17 protein-coding genes and 1 pseudogene are annotated in these 18,449 nt (G+C 64.8%); 6 read left to right on the top strand and 12 right to left on the bottom strand.

What is annotated here, in order from left to right:
- Positions 1-115 precede the first annotated feature (115 nt).
- A complete protein-coding gene (locus H7841_12740; GenBank protein ID MEO5337742.1) occupies positions 116-928 on the top strand; it encodes a DUF3108 domain-containing protein in 813 nt (270 codons plus the stop codon).
- Here the strand turns inward: H7841_12740 and H7841_12735 are convergent, their stop codons facing one another.
- On the bottom strand, positions 929-1,456 hold the full coding sequence (locus H7841_12735; protein MEO5337741.1) for a hypothetical protein: 528 nt from the start codon (positions 1,454-1,456) through the stop codon (positions 929-931). It abuts the gene before it with no gap.
- Between the two features lie 191 nt (positions 1,457-1,647).
- Here H7841_12735 and H7841_12730 point away from each other — a divergent pair, with 191 nt between their 5' ends.
- The 4 genes from H7841_12730 to H7841_12715 are packed head-to-tail and all read left to right on the top strand — an operon-like array spanning position 1,648 to position 7,557.
- Positions 1,648-4,275, top strand: coding sequence for a patatin-like phospholipase family protein (locus H7841_12730; GenBank protein MEO5337740.1), 2,628 nt, complete (start codon positions 1,648-1,650; stop codon positions 4,273-4,275).
- A gap of 12 nt (positions 4,276-4,287) precedes the next feature.
- Positions 4,288-5,175 (top strand): hypothetical protein, encoded by an 888-nt coding sequence (locus tag H7841_12725; protein MEO5337739.1) that lies wholly within the window; start codon positions 4,288-4,290, stop codon positions 5,173-5,175.
- 32 nt (positions 5,176-5,207) lie between these two features.
- Positions 5,208-6,560, top strand: coding sequence for a hypothetical protein (locus H7841_12720; protein MEO5337738.1), 1,353 nt, complete (start codon positions 5,208-5,210; stop codon positions 6,558-6,560).
- A 1-nt stretch (position 6,561) separates the two neighbouring features.
- A complete protein-coding gene (locus H7841_12715; protein ID MEO5337737.1) occupies positions 6,562-7,557 on the top strand; it encodes an alpha/beta hydrolase in 996 nt (331 codons plus the stop codon).
- Positions 7,558-7,564: 7 nt separating this feature from the next.
- Here H7841_12715 and H7841_12710 read toward each other — a convergent pair whose 3' ends face one another.
- Positions 7,565-8,032 (bottom strand): RidA family protein, encoded by a 468-nt coding sequence (locus H7841_12710; GenBank protein ID MEO5337736.1) that lies wholly within the window; start codon positions 8,030-8,032, stop codon positions 7,565-7,567.
- 173 nt (positions 8,033-8,205) lie between these two features.
- On the opposite strand from H7841_12710, the gene H7841_12705 reads away from it, so the two are divergent.
- Entirely contained in the window at positions 8,206-9,237 is a 1,032-nt protein-coding gene (locus H7841_12705; GenBank protein ID MEO5337735.1) for a response regulator, read from the top strand.
- On the opposite strand, the gene H7841_12700 is transcribed toward H7841_12705, so the two are convergent.
- The 10 genes and pseudogenes from H7841_12700 to H7841_12655 all read right to left on the bottom strand — a co-directional run.
- Positions 9,225-10,028, bottom strand: coding sequence for a DUF2189 domain-containing protein (locus H7841_12700; GenBank protein ID MEO5337734.1), 804 nt, complete (start codon positions 10,026-10,028; stop codon positions 9,225-9,227). The two genes, H7841_12705 and H7841_12700, sit on opposite strands and share 13 nt — an antisense overlap.
- A gap of 20 nt (positions 10,029-10,048) precedes the next feature.
- Positions 10,049-10,846, bottom strand: coding sequence for a cytochrome c oxidase subunit 3 (locus H7841_12695; protein MEO5337733.1), 798 nt, complete (start codon positions 10,844-10,846; stop codon positions 10,049-10,051).
- A 19-nt stretch (positions 10,847-10,865) separates the two neighbouring features.
- Positions 10,866-11,393: a cytochrome c oxidase assembly protein gene (locus H7841_12690; GenBank protein ID MEO5337732.1), complete on the bottom strand. Its 528-nt coding sequence runs from the start codon at positions 11,391-11,393 to the stop codon at positions 10,866-10,868.
- A 3-nt stretch (positions 11,394-11,396) separates the two neighbouring features.
- Entirely contained in the window at positions 11,397-12,971 is a 1,575-nt protein-coding gene (gene ctaD / locus H7841_12685) for a cytochrome c oxidase subunit I (GenBank protein ID MEO5337731.1), read from the bottom strand.
- Between the two features lie 15 nt (positions 12,972-12,986).
- Positions 12,987-13,829 (bottom strand): cytochrome c oxidase subunit II, encoded by an 843-nt coding sequence (gene coxB / locus H7841_12680; protein MEO5337730.1) that lies wholly within the window; start codon positions 13,827-13,829, stop codon positions 12,987-12,989.
- Between the two features lie 99 nt (positions 13,830-13,928).
- Positions 13,929-14,090, bottom strand: a complete 162-nt coding sequence (locus tag H7841_12675) for a hypothetical protein (protein MEO5337729.1) — start codon at positions 14,088-14,090, stop codon at positions 13,929-13,931.
- A 107-nt stretch (positions 14,091-14,197) separates the two neighbouring features.
- A complete protein-coding gene (lpdA, locus tag H7841_12670; protein MEO5337728.1) occupies positions 14,198-15,586 on the bottom strand; it encodes a dihydrolipoyl dehydrogenase in 1,389 nt (462 codons plus the stop codon).
- A 43-nt stretch (positions 15,587-15,629) separates the two neighbouring features.
- Positions 15,630-16,226 carry a DUF2335 domain-containing protein gene (locus H7841_12665; protein ID MEO5337727.1) on the bottom strand — a complete coding sequence of 199 codons (597 nt, stop codon included), beginning with the start codon at positions 16,224-16,226 and terminating at the stop codon, positions 15,630-15,632.
- Positions 16,227-16,501: 275 nt separating this feature from the next.
- Positions 16,502-17,386: pseudogene (locus H7841_12660) on the bottom strand (2-oxo acid dehydrogenase subunit E2).
- A 23-nt stretch (positions 17,387-17,409) separates the two neighbouring features.
- On the bottom strand, positions 17,410-18,449 hold a 1,040-nt coding region (locus H7841_12655), incomplete at its 5' end, for a pyruvate dehydrogenase complex E1 component subunit beta (protein ID MEO5337726.1).

Here is an 18,449-nt window from a genome sequence, read left to right as displayed (position 1 = left end):
GCACAAGCCACCTTTTGGTGAGGGCCGCGACGAATATTGCACATCCGCAACGAACACGTTACCCGATCGAACCGGTGAACTGCGATGGTGGATTTGGCGCGGCGGGCTGTGTAACATGGCGGCCATGGCATGGCGCAAGGTACTGTCGTTATTGACATTTCTGGTCATCTCCGCGGCCGGACCGGCGGTCGCGCAGCCGATTCACCTGCGCTACGAGGCCCATTGGGGCGGCCTGCACGCGGCCGATTTCGGGCTCAGCTTCGACGTCGGTCCGGCGGATTACGACAATTGGTTCCGGCTGCGTACCAGAGGCATGACCGACTGGATCGCCCGGCTCGACATCGAGGCCCACGGGCAGGGCCGGGTGTCGGCCGGGCGGCCCCTGGAGGGACGGGCCTACCGGGTCGACTACACCAACCGCTGGCGGTCGCGGACCATGGCGATCCGCTATGACCCCGACGGTGGCGAGGCCCATACGACCCTGGTCACCCATCAGGAGAACGAGCCGGACGAGGACAACGAACTGCCCCGCGAGCATCGGATGGGGGTGCTCGATCCCCTGACCGGGCTGGCGGAGGCGATCCGGCGCCTGCGGGCGCATCTGGAGGCGGACGGCCCGCCCGCCTTCCGGCTGGCGCTGTTCGACGGACGGCGGCGCTTCGACCTGGAAGGCGAGTTCCTGGGCCGCAAGACCCGGAACATCCTGGACCGCCGGCACGAGGTCTACCACCTGCGCCTGACCACCCGCGCCGTGGCGGGATTCAAGGAAAGATTCCGCGGCGTCTGGGACGGCTCCGCCTTCGACGTCTACCTGACCCGCGACGGCCGGTACTTGCCGCTACAGATCGATTCCATCGGGCCGGGCCCGCTGCTCAATCTGGTGGAGGAATGTTCGGGGCGCTGTCCGCTGCCGGTCCCGGAACGCTGACTACTTCCGGCACTCCCGCTCACCGGTAAGGCGGACATTCAGGGCATCGTCCTTCTGGGTGAGTGCGGCGAAGGAACGGGCCACCACGGTGGCGTTTTCCTGGATCAGGACGTTGTCGGGCATCTGCCATTCCAGCATCGCCGAACGGCAGCTGTCGCAGGAATTCAGCAGCACCGGGTTCCCTTGCTTGTTGGCGGCAAGCGTCAGGCAGGTCTTGGCCGCGGCCTCGGGGGCCGCCGTGGAACTGGGCGCGCAGGCCTGATCTCCCACCACCCGCACCTTGTTGGCGCCCTTGAGGGGCAGGGGCAGCTTGGACCGTTCCGCCAAGGTGTAGCTGCGGGCGACCGGCGTTCCGGCGCCGGGGCGCGTGACCTCGATCTTGGCGACCCGGCAGCTATCGCAGGCGTTGACCAAGGTCCGGCCGTCGGCGGCGTCGACCATCAGGACGCATTGGATGGCCTCGGCCGGACCGGTGGCGGTTATGGCAAGAACGGCCGCGAGAAGGCTCTTGCGTAGGAGAGTGACCATGTTCATGCCGCCACTATGGCGCCTGCATGGTTAACGCCTCCCTAACGCCGTCCCTGCGTCAACTCACGAAATGATACTGATTCGTGAATATGTAACAAACGACTCCCACTTATATATCGCAGCGTGTATATTAAAAATATGGTGCCGACTCGATTGGTTTCCGTAGGCGGCATGGATCGGGGGATGTCATCATGTTTGCTGGCGCGTTGTCCGGCTGCCCACAGCTTCCGAAGGAGCTTGCCCAGGCCGAATGGGCGGCGCTGTGCGAACGGCGCCGGCAGGCGGGCCGGCCGGCCGAAGAAGACCTCGCGGGATTGGCGATTTCCGGCGGGGGCATCCGGTCGGCGTCCTTCGCCCTGGGGGTCATCCAGGCCCTGCACCGCTTCGGGCTGTTCAAGCGCTTCGACTATCTGTCGACGGTGTCGGGCGGCGGCTACACGGGAAGCTGCCTGACCGTCAACCTGGTCAAGGGGGACGGGAGCTTTCCCTTCGGTCACGAAGCGGGCAAGGACGAATCCCCCCTGTTCCGCCACCTGCGCGACAAAGCCGCCTACCTGACGCCCAAGTCCTTGCTGGAAGCCGCGCGCATGCCCGCCCTGGCGCTTTACGGCATGTCCGTCAACTTCCTCGCCCTGCTGCCCATCGTCCTCTTCCTGGCTTGGTTCACGGCCCTGGTGTCCAAGGGCTTCCTGGAACCTGCCCTGCATTCGGAAACCATGGCGATTCCCATCGAAACCAAGCGGGTTTGCGGGGGAAAGATGAACGGCGACTGCCAGATCGCGCTACGGATACCTTGGGAACTGGGCTGGGTCGCCAAGGACGAACGGATTCCCAATCTGGCGTTGACCGATATACCGGCCGGAGTCCGGATCCTGCGCGGCACCGAAACCGTTTCGGTTCGGACCGATCGCGGCTGGGCCGACTTCTACGCCACCGACGCGATCCCGGACGTGGCGCTCGACGGCGATCTCATGCTGGCCGTTCCCCGCGGCATGGTCGGGGATTTCAGCCTCCGGGCGACGGTCTGGCCGAAGGACTACCCCCTTGGGGAGAACCCTCATACCAGACTGCACGACGTCACGGTCAGACTGGTCGCCTACGCCCTGGGGCCCTTCCTCTCTGCCATCTTGCTCTATCTGGTGGCCGCGGCCTTGGCGCGTTTCGGGGCTGTCCCGGCCCGTGGAAACTGGCGCTGGCTGGCCCGCGATAGGGCGTCACGCTATATTCTCGCCCTGGGTTTCCTGCTGTCGCTGGCCTTCATGGCGGCGGCCGTCCAGCCCCTGGCGATCTACCATTTCGACGTGCTGGCGGAAAAGCTCGCCACCCCCTCGCCGGTCGGCGACGCCGGCAAGCTTTCCGCTGTCGTCACCGCGCTGGGAGCCCTTCTGGCCTCCCCGTTCCTGCAGGGGTTCCTCGACCGCAAGCCCTCGCTGGCCTCGAAGGTCGCCGTCGCCGTCATCGGCGTGCTGGGGCCGTTGACACTCTGGCTACTCTACCTGAACGCGACCCGCTGGGCCTTGGCCCCGGAAAGCGTGCCTGACACCGTCAAGGCGATCTGGAAAGGGATCGCGGCCCCCCTGGGATTGGCCGAGGTCAAACTCGGCATCTGGCCCTACCTCATCGTGGCGGTGATGTTGTCCTGGACGATGGGACGACTGTTCGATGCCAATCAGACCTCGCTGCACCGCTTCTACCGCGACCGCCTGAGCAAGGCCTTCCTGTTCTTCCTGGGGGCGGACGGCAAGGTGCATCACGACGACGACTTGGCGCTGAGCGCGGCCAACAGCCCTTGCGCCCCTTACCACCTGGTCAATACGGCGGTGAACCTGCAGGCCTCCCGCCAAGCCAACCCGCGCGGACGCAACGCCGAACCCTTCCTGTTCAGCCCCCGTTACGTCGGCTGCCCGACCACCGGCTATATCGAGACTCCCCTCATGGAAGCCGAGGATTCCCACGTCAACCTGGGGACGGCGATGGCGATCTCGGGGGCGGCCTTCTCGCCCAACATGGGCAACCAGACCCGGCCGCTGCTGACCTTCCTGCTCAGCCTGCTCAACGTGCGCCTCGGCTACTGGCTGCCCAATCCGGAATTCGTTCGCCGGAAGGCCGCCAAGCCCGCCTGGCGGCGCCGGCTCGAAAACATCCTGGGGATGTTGCCGGGGGGCAAGCTGATCCGCGGCCATCCGGGGATGACGTATCTGGTCCGCGAGATGATGGGCACCCTCGACGAACGGTCCCGCTTCGTCAACGTCTCGGACGGCGGCCATATCGAGAACCTGGCGCTTTACGAACTGCTGCGCCGCGAATGCCCGCTGATTCTCGCCATCGACGGCGAGGAGGACGGGAACTACACCTTCGAGGGACTGGCCAACGCGGTGCGCCTGGCGCGTATCGACTTCGGCATCATGATCGACATCGACGTCGAACATCTGCGCCCCGGTCCCGGCCCCGAGGTGGCGGAGCGCCGCCCCTGCTGGGACCGCGAGGGCATGAGTCAAGTCCATTTCGCGGTGGGGACCATCCACTACCGCGAGGGCAGGACGGGCCTCCTGCTCTACGTCAAGTCGTCGCTGACCGGCGACGAGGACATCCATATCCAGGAATACCGCTGCAAGAACCCCGACTTCCCGCACCAGACGACCATGGACCAGTTCTTCGACGAGGCCCAGTTCGAGGCCTACCGGGCGCTCGGCCACCATGTCGGCAAGGAGGTCTTCTCGGGGAACGAGGACGAGCGGCTGAGGAAGATCGTACAGGCCGGCGGGGGCGCTACGCCCACCGCCATGCATTGGAAAGCCCGATTGATGGGCGAAAGATAGGGGAGGATGTAAATGAGGACGGCAATTCGACTGGCGGCGGCGTTGATGGCGGTGGGGTTGGGGGGGTGCGGCACCACGGGCACCGGTTTCCTGGCGGACCAGATCGTCCATCCGACCAATGACCTCATGGCCCAGCGATGTAACACCGCTGGTTTCAAGATCGTCGACGGAAGGATGGACCTGGGGACTGAGATCGAGAAGGCGGCCAAGAATCGCCAACTCACCGTCCTGGTGGACAAGTTCCTGGACTGCATACTGGTCGACGTTCCCGATGACCATGCGGCGGCCAACGAGCTCAAGCTGTTGCGCGGCCATGTGGCCCTCGCCTTGACCGCCACCTACGGGGCGTTCAATGGCAGCGGGGCGTTGGCCGATTTCGGTGAAGTGGATTTCCGTGCCACGAGCAAGGCCAAGGAACAGTCCGCCCTGATGCTGTCCCATATCGAACGGGCGGAAGACTACCTGCGCAGAGCCAGCAAAGTACCCGGCCTGGCCCAGTTCCAGACTCCTCCTTCCCAGGCCGACAGCCTCTCCGACGAGATGCAGCGGGTGAAAAAGGACTATCGGGTCCTATCCGTCCTCCGGGTCGCGGTGGATGCGGAACGGCCGACCATCGAACGCGCACGCGGTATCGTCATCGACGTCATCGCCGCAGCGGCTAGCCCGACAGCAGGCGCCCTCCAGGGGATCGTCCAGGACGGCTTCAATGCCATGCTGAAGAATGCGGTGATGGATACTCTCGGCCGCGACTTCCTGGCCGATGCCCAGGATGCGCTTCAAAAGATCAAGGAGAAGAAAACCGTAGATGCCACCGACTGGGCTTGGGGCGACAAACTGCTGAAGCGCGCCTGCGCACGCCTCGCCGAAACCGGCGACGTCACGCCCCATTGCGTGCCTTAGCCACCTAGGCTTCATGGAGGGGGAATCGAGGTATGCAGATCCTTGACGCCATCGTCGCCTTCGCGCTGACGATGCTCATCATGTCGATGATCGTGGCCGCGGTGGTGGAAGGCCTTCATCAGGCTGGAGGGTTGCGCAAGCGCGGGATGCGCTCCTTCCTGGAGGCGTTGTACGACAATGTCCTGTGGCAGCGTTTCAAGGCCATCGAAGGCAAGAAGGACAGCGAGCAGAAGGAGGAACGACAAAAGTTCGTTGACCTCGTCGTGAGAAGCCGGGGGATATCCTCTTCGATTCCACGGCGCCAGGATTGGATCGCCAAGCTGACCGGACTGGGCGATCCCGCGGTCATCTCGCTGACGACCGTGCAATTCGCCGAACGCCTGGCCATGACCGACGTGGGAAAAGCCCTCGGCAAGGCCGGCCAGAAGCAAGGAGAGAAGTTCCTGGAGGAGCAAGTCAATTTCGTTCTCCGGGCCTTCGATAGTGTCGGCGAGGAAGGGCGCGACCATTTCAAGGGAAGGGCGCAGGCCATATCCATGGCCGTGGCGATTGTCCTGGCCTTCCTATTCAACATCGACGCGGCCAGGCTGTTCATGGGGTTCGTGCGCGATCCCGCCCTGGTTGCGACCTGGGTGAAGGAGGGGCAAACGATCCTGGCGCATACCGCCGATATCCAGAAGCGTCAGGAAACCTCGGGACAGAAGAACCTGCCGCTTCCCGACGCCGGCAAAGCCCCGGCGTCGAAGGACGGTCTTCCTGCCGCGTCGGCGAGCGGCTTCGACGATGCGGCACGCCGCCTGAACGACGTCTCGGAACGCATGCTGCGGGCCGCGGACGATGGTCTTCCCATCGGTCCCCTGTATTACCCGTTCTGCCAGCGCGACACCTCCGGGCAGTTGAGGGACCCGACCTGCAAACGGATTCTCGCGGAAATTCAGGAAAGGCAGCCTCGAAGTAACGGGGCTGCCACCCCAACTCCCAAGGCCATCAAAGGCGAACATGACACGGGAATTCCAGCCCCCGGATTTTTGGCGATCCTGGCCGTCGATTGGGGGACGGCTGCCAAATGGGCGACGATGACTTTGCTTGCGGGCCTGCTGATCGGGTTGGGGGGGCCGTTCTGGTACGAACGCCTGCTTGCCTTCAGCAAGATTTCGCGGGTGGCCTCCGCCCTTGGCACGGTTCTGGACCGCTTCAAGAAGCCTGCGGAAGAAGGCAAGGACTCTGTCAACGCACCGCCTCCGGGAGGGCCGAAGGCACCCGAGCCAAAGTCGGTCTTCGAGGCGTTCAAAGCTGTCTACGACGTTCACCATGGCCCGATCATCGAAGGCACGGCGGCCAAGGCTGCCGCGGGCGGAAAATCCGACACCGAGCAGGGAGGATGACATGTTGTTCGTGACCAACCGATCATTCAATGAGGGGAAGATAAGTCCGGAGCCGGGAGAGACCAGGACGGTGACGTTCGATGGCGAGAACATCGAGCCGGGGTCTGCGGTATTCTTCTGTGAGCGTACCGATGCGAATGATTACACGGAAATAGGCAGTCTTGAATTTCTTCGGCGTCTCAAAGAGGCTCCGGAAAGGCAGGTCCTTCTATACATCCATGGCTTCAACAATCAGCCGGAAGAAGATATCTTTCCGCGCGCGAAGGCCCTTCAAGACTTGTGCGACAGTGCCGGAAGGGGTGAGATCAAGGTCGTTCCCCTGATTTGGCCCTGCGACAATGACGTTGGGGTTATCAAGGACTATTGGGACGATCAGGAATCCGCCGACCAGAGTGCTTTCGCCTTCACCCGCGTGCTCGGGAAATTCTTGGATTGGCGAGGCAAGCAAGGGCTGGAAGATGACGCCTGCTACAAGCGCATCAACGTTCTCGCGCATTCGATGGGAAACCGGGTTCTGGGCCGCACCCTGACCCGCTGGACGGAAGTCTATGGGCCGGTACCGCGCATCTTCCGCAATGTCTTTCTGTTCGCCGCCGATATCCCGAACGAAGCCCTGGAAGAAGGTCGGGAAGGATTCCAGGTTTCCCAGTCGGCTCGCAACGTGGCGGTCTATTTCGCCGGCGACGATCTGGCTATGCCGGCCAGCAAGGTCGCCAACTTGAAGAACAAGATCATCACCGCCCGGCTCGGCCATACGGGGCCGCAAAACATGGAACGGGTCGGGCGTAATGTCTTCGCGGTGGACTGCGATGACATCAACAGCTTTTACGACACTCCCAAAGGGCACGCCTACTTCCTTCACGCCGGTGGCGGGGTGGAGCCGGGCGCTGCCTTCAAGCATATGTTCCATGCCCTGGCCACGGGCCGCGTAGATGCCGATCCCACGACCAGGATGCGGGTGCTGAGCCGCAACTACGAGCCCCCAGCCCAAGGCTGAGGCGTCGTCAGGCGATTTCGAACACCCCGTCGATCTCGACGGCGGCGTTCAGGGGCAGGGACGGGGCGCCGACCGCGAAGCGGGCGTGGCGCCCCGCCTCGCCGAAGACCTGGGCCAACAGGTCGGAAGCGCCGTTGACCACCTTGGGCTGGTCAAAGAAGTCGGCCGTGCCGGCGACGAAGGCCGCCAGCTTGACCACCCGCCGCACCCGGTCCAGGTCGCCGGCACAGGCGGCGGCGGCCTGTGCGATCAGGTTGATGGCGCAGAGCCGGGCCGCCTGGTAGCCTTCCTCGATCCCCAGGTCGGCGCCCAGCCGCCCCTTGTAACGGATTTCGCCGGCCACCATGGGCAACTGGCCGGACACGAACAGCAGGTTCCCGACCGCTACGAACGGCACGTAATTGGCCGCCGGGGCAGGGGCGGGCGGCAGATCGATCCCCAGGTCTTTCAGGCGGGCGGCGACGGTTCCGGTCATCGGCTGGATTCCTTTCCGCTGATCTCCATCCGGATAATGACGGGCCGCTCGCGGAGCGTCCATAGGCGGCGCAAATTTTTTGCCGCCGGGGCCGGGACTGTGGTAATTCTTGCCAAAGAACACAAGGCGGCGCGCAGGCCGTCAACGGGCGGAAGGGCCTTTCCGGAACCACCATGCGGGTCATCATCATCGACGACAACCGGACGAACCTGCTTCTGTTTCAGGGGCTGGTCTCCCAGTTGGCGGGATGCGAATCCCTCACCTTCGACGATCCTCTGAAGGCCATCGACTGGTGCACCGACAACGGCGCCGATCTGGTGCTTACCGACTACATGATGCCGGAAATGGATGGGCTGGAAGTGATCGCCCGCATTCGGCGGATGAATGGCATGGGCGACGTGCCGATCGTCATGGTGACGACCACCGACCTGAAGGAAATCCGCTACGAAGCCTTGCAGCGCGGCGCCACCGACTTCCTCAACAAGCCGGTCGACGCCACCGAGTTCATGGCCCGCATGACCAACCTTCTGGAACTGCGGCGCAACCAGATCCGCCTGAAGGACCGCGCCTCCTGGCTGGCCGAGGAAGTGGCCAAGGCCACCGCCACCCTGGTCGAGCGCGAGAACGAGATCATCTGGCGCCTGTCGAAGGCCGCGGAATACCGCGATCCCGAGACCGGCGCCCACATCCTGCGTATGGCCAACTACTGCCGCCTGATCGCCGAGCAGATGCAGCTGCCCTGGGAGCAGGAGGACATGATCTTCCGCGCCGCCCCCATGCACGACATCGGCAAGGTGGGCATCGTCGACGAAATCCTGCTGAAGCCCGGCCGCCTGACGCCGGAGGAATTCGAGACCATGAAGGACCACACGCGGATCGGCCAGGCGATCCTGCAGAACAGCCCGTCGCAACTGCTCGCGGTGGCGGCCGAAATCGCCATCTCCCACCACGAGAAGTTCGACGGCAGCGGCTATCCCCGCGGCCTCAGGGGCGAGGAAATCCCGTTGGGCGGGCGCATCGTCGCGGTGGCCGACGTCTTCGACGCCCTCACCTCGGCCCGCCCCTACAAGGAGCCCTGGTCGGTGGAACAGGCCTCGGACTACATCCGCGAGAATACCGCCCGTCATTTCGATCCGCAGTGCGTCGACGCCTTCTTCCAGCGCTTCCCCGAAGCCCTGTCCATCCGGGACCGCTACAAGGACTGATCTTCCACCAGATCCCGGTAGGCGTGCCAAGTGGCATAGCCCAGCAGCGGCATCGCGAAGGCCAGGCCGACGAAGAAGGTTGCCAGCCCGCAAAGGGCGATGAAACCGACCGTCAGTCCCCAACCCAGCATGGCGCCACGGTTTTCCGCCACCGCGCGGACGCTGGTTCGGATGGCCGTCACGACATCTACCGGCCGATCGTGCAGCAGCGGGATCGATACCGCTGCGATGGAAAAAACGGCAAGGGACAGGATGACGCCCACGCTCACCCCGGCCAGCAGAAAGGTCGCTCCTTGCGGCGAAGCCACCAGGTCGACCAGGAAGGTCTCCAGGCCCGGCGGCGAGCGACCGTAGAAGGCGGCGAACAGGAACAGGGCGATTTCCAGCCAGGCCATGTAGGCCAGGGCCAATACCATGCCCATGGCTGCCAGGGGGCCGGGATGGCGCAGGCAGGTGGCGAGGACGAGACGCAAGGCGAGCGGCGCTCCGGACTCGCGCCGCCTGGCCACCTCATAGAAGGCCACGGCCCCCATGGGCGCCACCAGCAGGAAGCCACCCGCCATGGCCGGAATCAGAGAACCCAGGCCGGCTTCGGAAAGGCCGATGGCGAGGACCCAGCTCGCCGCGACGAACAGGCCGCCCAGCGTCAGGCTGATGCCCGGGGTGGCCTTGAAGTCCGCCCAGGCCCGGACGAGCCAAGTCATGCTGCGGTCGACGCTCACCTGCCGGATGGTGATTTCCCTTGCCGGATCGCGGCCGGGGGCCGCCTCCATGGGCACGTTGGCATGCATGGCACTCTCCTTGTTTGTGGTCAGTTGCCCCACCAATAGACCCAGGTGAACAGGAACAGCCAGACCACGTCGACAAAGTGCCAGTACCACTCGGCGGCCTGGAAGCCGACCGGATGGATCTTGGGATCGTCGAAGTGGCCGGCTCGCGCTCGGCCCAGGCAGACGGACAGAAAGACCACGCCCACGAAGACGTGGAAGCCATGGAACCCCGTCGCCATGTAGAAGGTCGAGGGATAGATGCCTTCGCCAAAGCCGAAGGCGGCCTCGCCGTATTCATGGATTTGAAGTGCCAGGAAGGTGACGCCCAGCAAGATCGTGGCCACCAAGCCAGCCGTCAGACGGGTCCGGCTTCCCCGGGTGCGGGCATGGTCGGCCCAGATCAGGGTGCCGCCCGACGACAGGAGGATCAGCGTATTAAGGAACGGAATACCCCAGGTGGGAAGGCTCTGGATACCCTCGGGCGGCCAAACCTTCATGCCGGGATTGATGCCCAGCGCATTGAAGAAGAAGGCCCAGAAGAAGGCGACGAAAAACATCACCTCGGAGGCAATGAACAGCCCCATGCCGATTCTCAGGCCGTGGCGGACCGGCTCGGTATGGGCCTTGTCGCGGATCGCCTCACGCACCACGTCGCGCCACCAGCCCGCCATGGTGAGAACCACCAGTCCGGCACCCGTCGCCAGCACCCAGGCGATCTTGTCGTGCATGTAGAGGATGCCGCCCACGGCCAGCATGAAGGCGCTCGCCGCACCCACCGCCGGCCAAGGGCTGGGCGCCACCAGATGGTAGGGGTGCTTGTGGGTATGGGCGGTCGACATGGCGCGGCCCTCCTCGGGTTCAGCCCTTGGCGCGGAAGAACGTGTAGGACAGGGTGATGGTCTTCACGTCGCGGGTCTCGGGATCGTCGCTAATGGCAGGGTCGACGAGGAACTGGACCGGCATGTCCAGGCCTTGGCCGCCTTCCAGGCGCTGTTCGGTGAAGCAGAAGCATTCCACCTTGGTGACGTAAGATGCGGCCTTCATCGGCGTCACGTTGAATGTGGCCGTGCCGACGATGGGGGTGCTGCCGGTGTTCTCGGCCCGGTAAAAGGCCAAGCCCGTCTCGCCGGCCTTGAGCCGCAGTTCCTTCTGCAACGGCTGGAAGCGCCAGGGCAGGCCCCCGGCCACGTCCGCGTTGAAACGGATGGCGATCGCAGGCCCGGCAGTTGGCAGAACGGCGGGCTCGGCCAGACGGTCGACGCGCGGCGTCCCGCCGTAGCCGGTCGCCTGGCAGAACAGGCGGTAAAGCGGTACCGAGGCGAAGGCCAGCCCCACCATCCCCAGCCCCAGGACGCCCAGCAGAGAAGCGGTGGCGGCGTTGCGCATGGCTCATTCCGCCGGCAAGGGGTGGACGTGGCGAAGGTCCGGCGGCTCGTCGAAGCAATGAACCGGCGGCGGCGAACCGACCGTCCATTCCAAGGTGGTCGCCCCGGCCCCCCAGGGATTGTCGGCCACCTTGGCCGGGTCGCGGAAGGTACGCCAGACGATGACCAGGAACAGCACCGCCCCGGCGGCCGAGATGTAGGAACCGATGGACGCCACCATGTTCCAGCCGGCGAAGGCGTCCGGATAGTCGGGAATGCGGCGCGGCATGCCGGCCAGTCCGAGGAAATGCATGGGGAAGAAGGTCAGGTTGACCCCGACGAAGGTCATCCAGAACTGAATACGGGCCAGCCCTTCCGGGTACCGGTGCCCGGACATCTTGCCGATCCAATAGAAGAACCCCGCGAACATGGCGAAGACGGCGCCCAGGCTGAGCACGTAGTGGAAATGGGCCACCACGTAGTAGGTGTCGTGCAGCACCACGTCGACGCCGGCATTCGCCAGCACCACGCCGGTTACTCCGCCCACGGTGAACAGGAAGACGAAGCCGACGGCCCACAGCATGGGCGTCTTGAACTCGATGGAACCGCCCCACATGGTGGCGATCCAGCTGAAGACCTTGATGCCGGTGGGCAGGGCGATCAGCATGGTCGCCATGATGAAGTAGGCCCGCGTGTCGACGCCCATGCCCACGGTGAACATGTGGTGGGCCCAGACCACGAAGCCGATGGCACCGATGGAAACCATGGCGTAGACCATGCCCAGGTAGCCGAACACCGGCTTCTTCGAGAAGGTGGCGATCACCTGGCTGACGATGCCGAAGGCCGGCAGGATCATGATGTAGACTTCCGGGTGGCCGAAGAACCAGAACAGGTGCTGGAACAGCAGCGGATCGCCGCCGCCGGCCGGATCGAAGAAGGTGGTGCCGAAGTTGCGGTCGGTGAGCAGCATGGTGATGGCGCCCGCCAGCACGGGCAGGGACAGCAGCAGCAGGAAGGCGGTCACCAGGATCGACCAGACGAACAAAGGCATGTCGTGCATCCGCATGCCGGGTGCCCGCATGTTGACGATGGTGGTGATGAAGTTGATCGCCCCCAGCACCGACGACACCCCTGCCAGGTGCAGGCTGAGGATGGCGAAATCCACCGCCGCCCCGCCGTGGGCGGTCCCGCCGCTGAGAGGAGGATAGAGCGTCCAGCCGGTGCCCGGCCCGGCTCCCGAGAAGGCCGCCAGCCCCAAGAGGACGAAGGATGGCGGCAGCAGCCAGAAGCTGATGTTGTTCATGCGCGGAAACGCCATGTCGGGCGCCCCGATCATCAGGGGCACGAACCAGTTGCCGAAGCCGCCGATCAGGGCCGGCATCACCACGAAAAAGACCATGATGAGCCCGTGGGCGGTGACCAGCACGTTGTAGAACTGGAAATCGCCGTCGATCACCTGGATACCGGGCTGGGCAAGTTCCATGCGGACGACCACCGACATGGCACCGCCGATCAGGCCGGCCAGGATGGCGAACGCCAGGTACATCGTGCCGATGTCCTTGTGGTTGGTGGAAAAGAGCCAGCGGGTGACGAAAGCCATGGCGCGGACCTCCCTCTAATCGGCGGCGGCCAGGCGGCGATGGACCGCCTCGGCGCGCTTCTCGGCCAACCAGGCCTCGAATTGCGGCCGGGGCACCGCCTCGATGGCGATGGGCATGAAGCCGTGCAGCACGCCGCACAGCTCCGAACATTGGCCGTAGTAGACCCCCGGCCGTTCGATGCGCATCCAGGTTTCGTTGAGCCGGCCGGGCACGCTGTCGGTCTTAATGCCAAGGGCCGGCACGGCCCAGCTGTGGATGACGTCGTCGGAAGCCAGCAGGACGCGGATGTCGGTCTGCACCGGCAGCACCACCCGCCGGTCGGTTTCCAGCAGGCGCTTCTGGCCGGGCTGGAGATCGTCGGGCTGGATCATGAAGGCGTCGAAGGCGACGTCTCCCCGGTCGGGATAGGTATAGGACCAGTACCACTGGTGGCCGGTGACCTTCAGGGTCATGTCGGCGCCCTTGGTCTTGTCCATATAGTAGAGCAGGTCGAGGGACGGACCGGCGATGGCGATCAGGATCAGCGCCGGAATGGCGGTCCAGGCGATTTCCAGCCGGCTGTTGTGGGTGACCGTCGACGGCACCGGGTTGCGCCCGGCGCGGTAGCGCCAGATCACCCAGCCCAGCAGTCCCATGACGAACAGCACGATGACGGTGACGATAGCGGTCAGGAAGCCGTGCAGGCCGGCGATCCGAGCCATGACCGGCGAGGCCGGTTCCTGCAGGCCCATCTGCCAGGGCCGTGGTTCGGCGGCGGTGGCGGCCTGGACGAGAAGAAGGAAAAGGGCGGAACTGACCCCCGCGAAAGCCTTGGCGACCATGGCCTTGCCTCCCAGGTCGGCCCCGCGCCGGGGCACGCGTCTCCCCTTGCGCGGGAAGGACTCATGCAACTCGATTGCAATTGCATATTGGGCGGGCAAGTTCGGCTTGCAAGAGGGACGGAGACGAGTCCGCGCTTAGCGGGCCTTGGCCGGGGGATCGAAGAAGTAGAGCATTTCGACGGAAACCCGGCGTGCCGGGCCGGGAAGGCGGGTGGGGAAGGCACCGTCGGAGGCCCGGTTGCGGGGGCTGTCGCCTTGCGGTTGGCGCGCGGAGGTGGTGCGGATGTCGTCGGTCATGGCGAGGGATCTTTCTCGGACGCCTTGGTTTTGTTTCTTACCTGGGCATCATAGAAGGCGACCGTGAATCCATCGTTAATCGTCCGCCACCCGACCGCGATGCGCATTCAGAAGTGAACCGCGCGCCCCCAGGCGTCGAGCACACTTTCGTGCATCATCTCCGATAGCGTCGGATGCGGGAAGACGGTGTGCATCAGATCGGCTTCGGTGGTTTCCAGGGCTTGGGCGATGGCGAAGCCCTGGATCATCTCGGTGACCTCGGCCCCGACCATGTGGGCGCCCAGCAGTTCGCCCGTCTTGCCGTCGAACACCGTCTTGACCAAGCCTTCCGGCTCGCCGAGGGCGATGGCCTTACCGTTGCCCTGGAAGGGGAAGCGGCCGACGCGGACCTCATGGCCCAGGTCGCGGGCCTTCTTCTCGGTCAGGCCGACGCTGGCGATCTGGGGCCGGCAGTAGGTGCAGCCCGGAATGCGGCGGGGGTCGATGGGGTGCAGGCCGGCGATGCCGGCGATCTTCTCGACGCAGAGGATTCCTTCATGGCTCGCCTTGTGGGCCAGCCAGGGCGGTCCCGCCAGGTCGCCGATGGCATAGACGCCGGGCTCGCCCGTGCGGCACCATTCGTCGGTGACCACATGGGTCTTTTCCACCTTGATGCGGGTGCCTTCCAGGCCGATGTCTTCCACGTTGCCGACGATGCCGACGGCGGAAATCACTCGTTCGACCTCGATCTCGGCCGATTTGCCGCCCTGGTCGATGATGGCGGTGACCGTATGGGCGCCCTTTTTCAATTCCTTCACCGTGGCTCCGGTGAGAATGACCATACCCTGCTTTTCCAGGGCCTTGCGGGCGAAGGCGGCGATTTCCTCGTCTTCGGCCGGCAGCACCTGGGGCAGCATCTCGACCACCGTGACCTTGCTGCCCAGGCTGTTGTAGAAGCTGGCGAACTCGATGCCGATGGCGCCCGATCCCACCACCAGCAGGGACTTGGGCAGGCTGTCGGGGACCAGGGCCTCCTTGTAGGTCCAGACGAACCGGCCGTCCGGCTCCAGGCCCGGCAGGACACGGGCCCGCGCCCCGGTGGCGAGCAGGATGTGCCTGGCGGCAAGGGGAGGGCTGCCCTCCACGGCCACCTTGCCGGTCCCGGCCAGGCGGGCGTGGCCGGTGAAGACCGCCACCTTGTTCTTCTTCAGCAGGTGGCCGACGCCCATGTTGAGCCGCTTGGCGACCCCGCGCGAGCGTTCGACGATCTTCTTCAGATCGAAACCGATACCGTCGGCGGACAGGCCGTAGGCGGCTGCGTGCTTGAAGTGCTCGTAGACTTCGGCCGAACGCAGCAGGGCCTTGGTGGGGATGCAGCCCCAGTTGAGGCAGATGCCCCCCAGGTGCTGCTTTTCCACCAGGGCGGTCTTCATGCCCAACTGGGCGGCGCGGATGGCGGCCACATAGCCGCCCGGCCCGCCGCCGATGATGACGATGTCGAAGGAGGTGTCGGTCAATGAAGGAATCCTCTCGCTAGAGGCTTGTTCCGGATGGCGCTGGTTATTTTTTCCGGTTGGATCGGCGTTTTCTTGATTGGCCTTGCGGAGGAACGGGGGAAGGACTGGGCGCCGTGGCCTCTTTCTTGTGCAAGTGTCGAACCGATCCGACAAATGAAGGAACCATCGCCACCGCTGCTGCGCCAACCAGAGAGCAGGCAACGATCACCTGATTGTGCATCGCCAGGAAGATAGCGCCTCCGATCAGGGTAATTGCAATAGCAAACCCCATGATGACGCCCTGTCCATGGGACCGGATTTCAGCATTCAGGCGCGCTGTAGCCCTATGATTGCGCTCCTGTTGCTCGAACTCGGCCATCGTGACTATACGGTCGGCTAAACCCGGTTGGATGTCTTCGTATGCTCGCAGGTAGGTGGGAGGGGGAAGGGGGCCGGAAAACAGCTCAGCCCCGAGAACGGCCTCGACCCGCTTTAAGACAAGTTCGCTCTTTTCCTTGCCGACAATCGGCTCGAGAGCTTCCTCGATTTTCGACTCGAGATCGCCAGGTATGGCTGGGTCCATGAGGAGGTTCCCCATGGCCGAATCATTGGCCTCGGCCTCTGTCTTCGAGGGGTGGGAACGTTCAGGAGCCGTTTTCATGGATGATCCGAAGTGCCGATTGGAAATCGCTTCCGATTGCCTTCCAATCGTCCCGGAATCCGCCTTCCTCGATACGCGAAGGCACGAAGCGTGGGCTGGAAAGCAATACGACCATGGCACCAAGCCCCATCACGAAGCCCTGCAAAAAGAAGAGCCTAGAGGGTGTCTCGGTCAATCCTCGGATCATCGACGGCCTGGGCATATTGCCTCCAAATCCGTGATCATCATATCGTTCATCGGGACCATGGTGTCAACATCCGCCTCTTGAGTATTCCTCACAGCATCATGGACAAGGGGTCTTCGACGAACCCTTTGAAGGCGGCGAGGAAATCGGCTCCCACGGCGCCGTCCACCGAACGGTGGTCGACGGAAAGCGTGCAGGTCATCACCGTGGCGATGGCGAGGGCGTTGCCATCCACCACCGGCCGCTTCTCGCCCGCCCCCACCGCAAGGATGCAGGACTGGGGCGGGTTGACGATGGCCGAAAACTCCTTCACCCCGTACATCCCCAGGTTGGAGATGGTGAAGCCGCCGCCCTGGTAGTCCTCGGGCATCAGCTTGCCGTCCTTGGCCCGCGCCGACAGGGCCTTGATCTCGGCCGAAAGGGCGGCCAAACCCTTGGCGTCGGCATTGCGGATCACAGGCGTAATCAGGCCGTTGGGGGTGGCGACGGCGACCGAGACGTCGACCCGGTCGTAGCGGCGCACCGCTTCTTCGGTCCAAGTGGCGTTGGCGTTCGGGACCTTCTTCAAGGCCAGCGCCACGGCGCGCACCACGAAATCGTTGACCGTCAGCTTGTAGTCGGCCCCGGCGCGGCCGTTGAACTGCTGGCGCAGGTCCAAAAGCCGGTCGATGCGGCAGTCCACGGTCAGGTAGAAGTGGGGGATGGTCTGCTTGGCTTCCAGCAGGCGGCGCGCGATGGTCTTGCGCATCATGCTGTTGGGCTGTTCGGTGAAGGGCGTGCCGAAGTCGGCGGCCGGGGGCACCGGGGCCGGGGGCGGTACCGCCTTGGGGATCGCGACAGGCGTCGGCGGGGCTGCCTTGGCCTTGTCCAGGTCGCGCCGGACGATGCGGCCGCGCGGGCCGCTGCCGGGGACGGTGGCCAGGTCGATTCCCGCTTCCTTGGCGAGGCGGCGGGCGAGCGGGCTGGCGACGATGCGGGTCATGGGCGTCTTCCCCTCGTTCAGCGATAGCAGACGGCCTTGGCCGCCTTCACGATGTCGGCGACCTGGGGCAGGGCCAGCCTTTCCAGGTTGGCGGCATAGGGCATGGGCACGTCGGCGCCCGTCACCCGCAGCACCGGGGCGTCCAGGTGGTCGAAGGCCTGCTCCATCATGATCGCCGCCAATTCGGCGCCGATGCCGGCGTAGGCCCAGCCTTCCTCGACCGAGACCAACCGGTTGGTCTTGGCGACCGATGCCACCAGGGTCGCGGTGTCCAGCGGCCTGAGGGTGCGCAGATTGACGACCTCGGCGGCGATGCCTTCCTTGGCCAGGTCCTCGGCGGCGGCCAGGGCCACGCCCACCATGCGCGAGAAGGCGGTGATGGTGACGTCGGAACCGGCCCGTTCGATCTTCGCCTTCCCGATGGGCAGGACGAAGTCCGGGTCTTCCGGCACGTCGAAGGTATGGCCGTACATGATCTCGTTTTCCAGGAAGATCACCGGATTGGGATCGCGGATGGCGGCCTTCAGCAGGCCCTTGGCGTCGGCGGCGCAGTAGGGCGCCACCACCTTGAGTCCGGGAACGTGGGCGTACCAGGAGGCGAAGCACTGGGAATGCTGGGCCGCCACCCGGGACGCCGCGCCGTTGGCGCCGCGAAAGACGATGGGGCAACCCATCTGGCCGCCCGACATGTAAAGCGTCTTGGCCGCCGAATTGATGATGTGGTCGATGGCCTGCATGGAGAAATTGAAGGTCATGAATTCCACGATGGGCTTCAGGCCGGCGAAGGCGGCGCCCACCGCCAAGCCGGCGAAACCGTGTTCGGTGATCGGGGTGTCGATCACCCGCTGCGGGCCGAACTGGTCCAGCAGGCCCTGGCTGACCTTGTAGGCGCCCTGGTACTGGCCGACCTCCTCGCCCATCAGGAAGACGTTGGGATCGCGGCGCATTTCCTCCGCCATGGCGTCGCGGAGCGCCTCGCGCACCGTCATGGGAACGGTCTTGGCGAAAACCCGGTCCTCCACCTGCGCGGCGGGCTGGGAGGGATGGGGGGGCGGGG

This window comes from Magnetospirillum sp. WYHS-4, assembly GCA_039908345.1.
Lineage (GTDB): Bacteria > Pseudomonadota > Alphaproteobacteria > Rhodospirillales > GLO-3 > JAMOBD01.
This window is presented reverse-complemented; position numbering and strand designations above follow the sequence as displayed.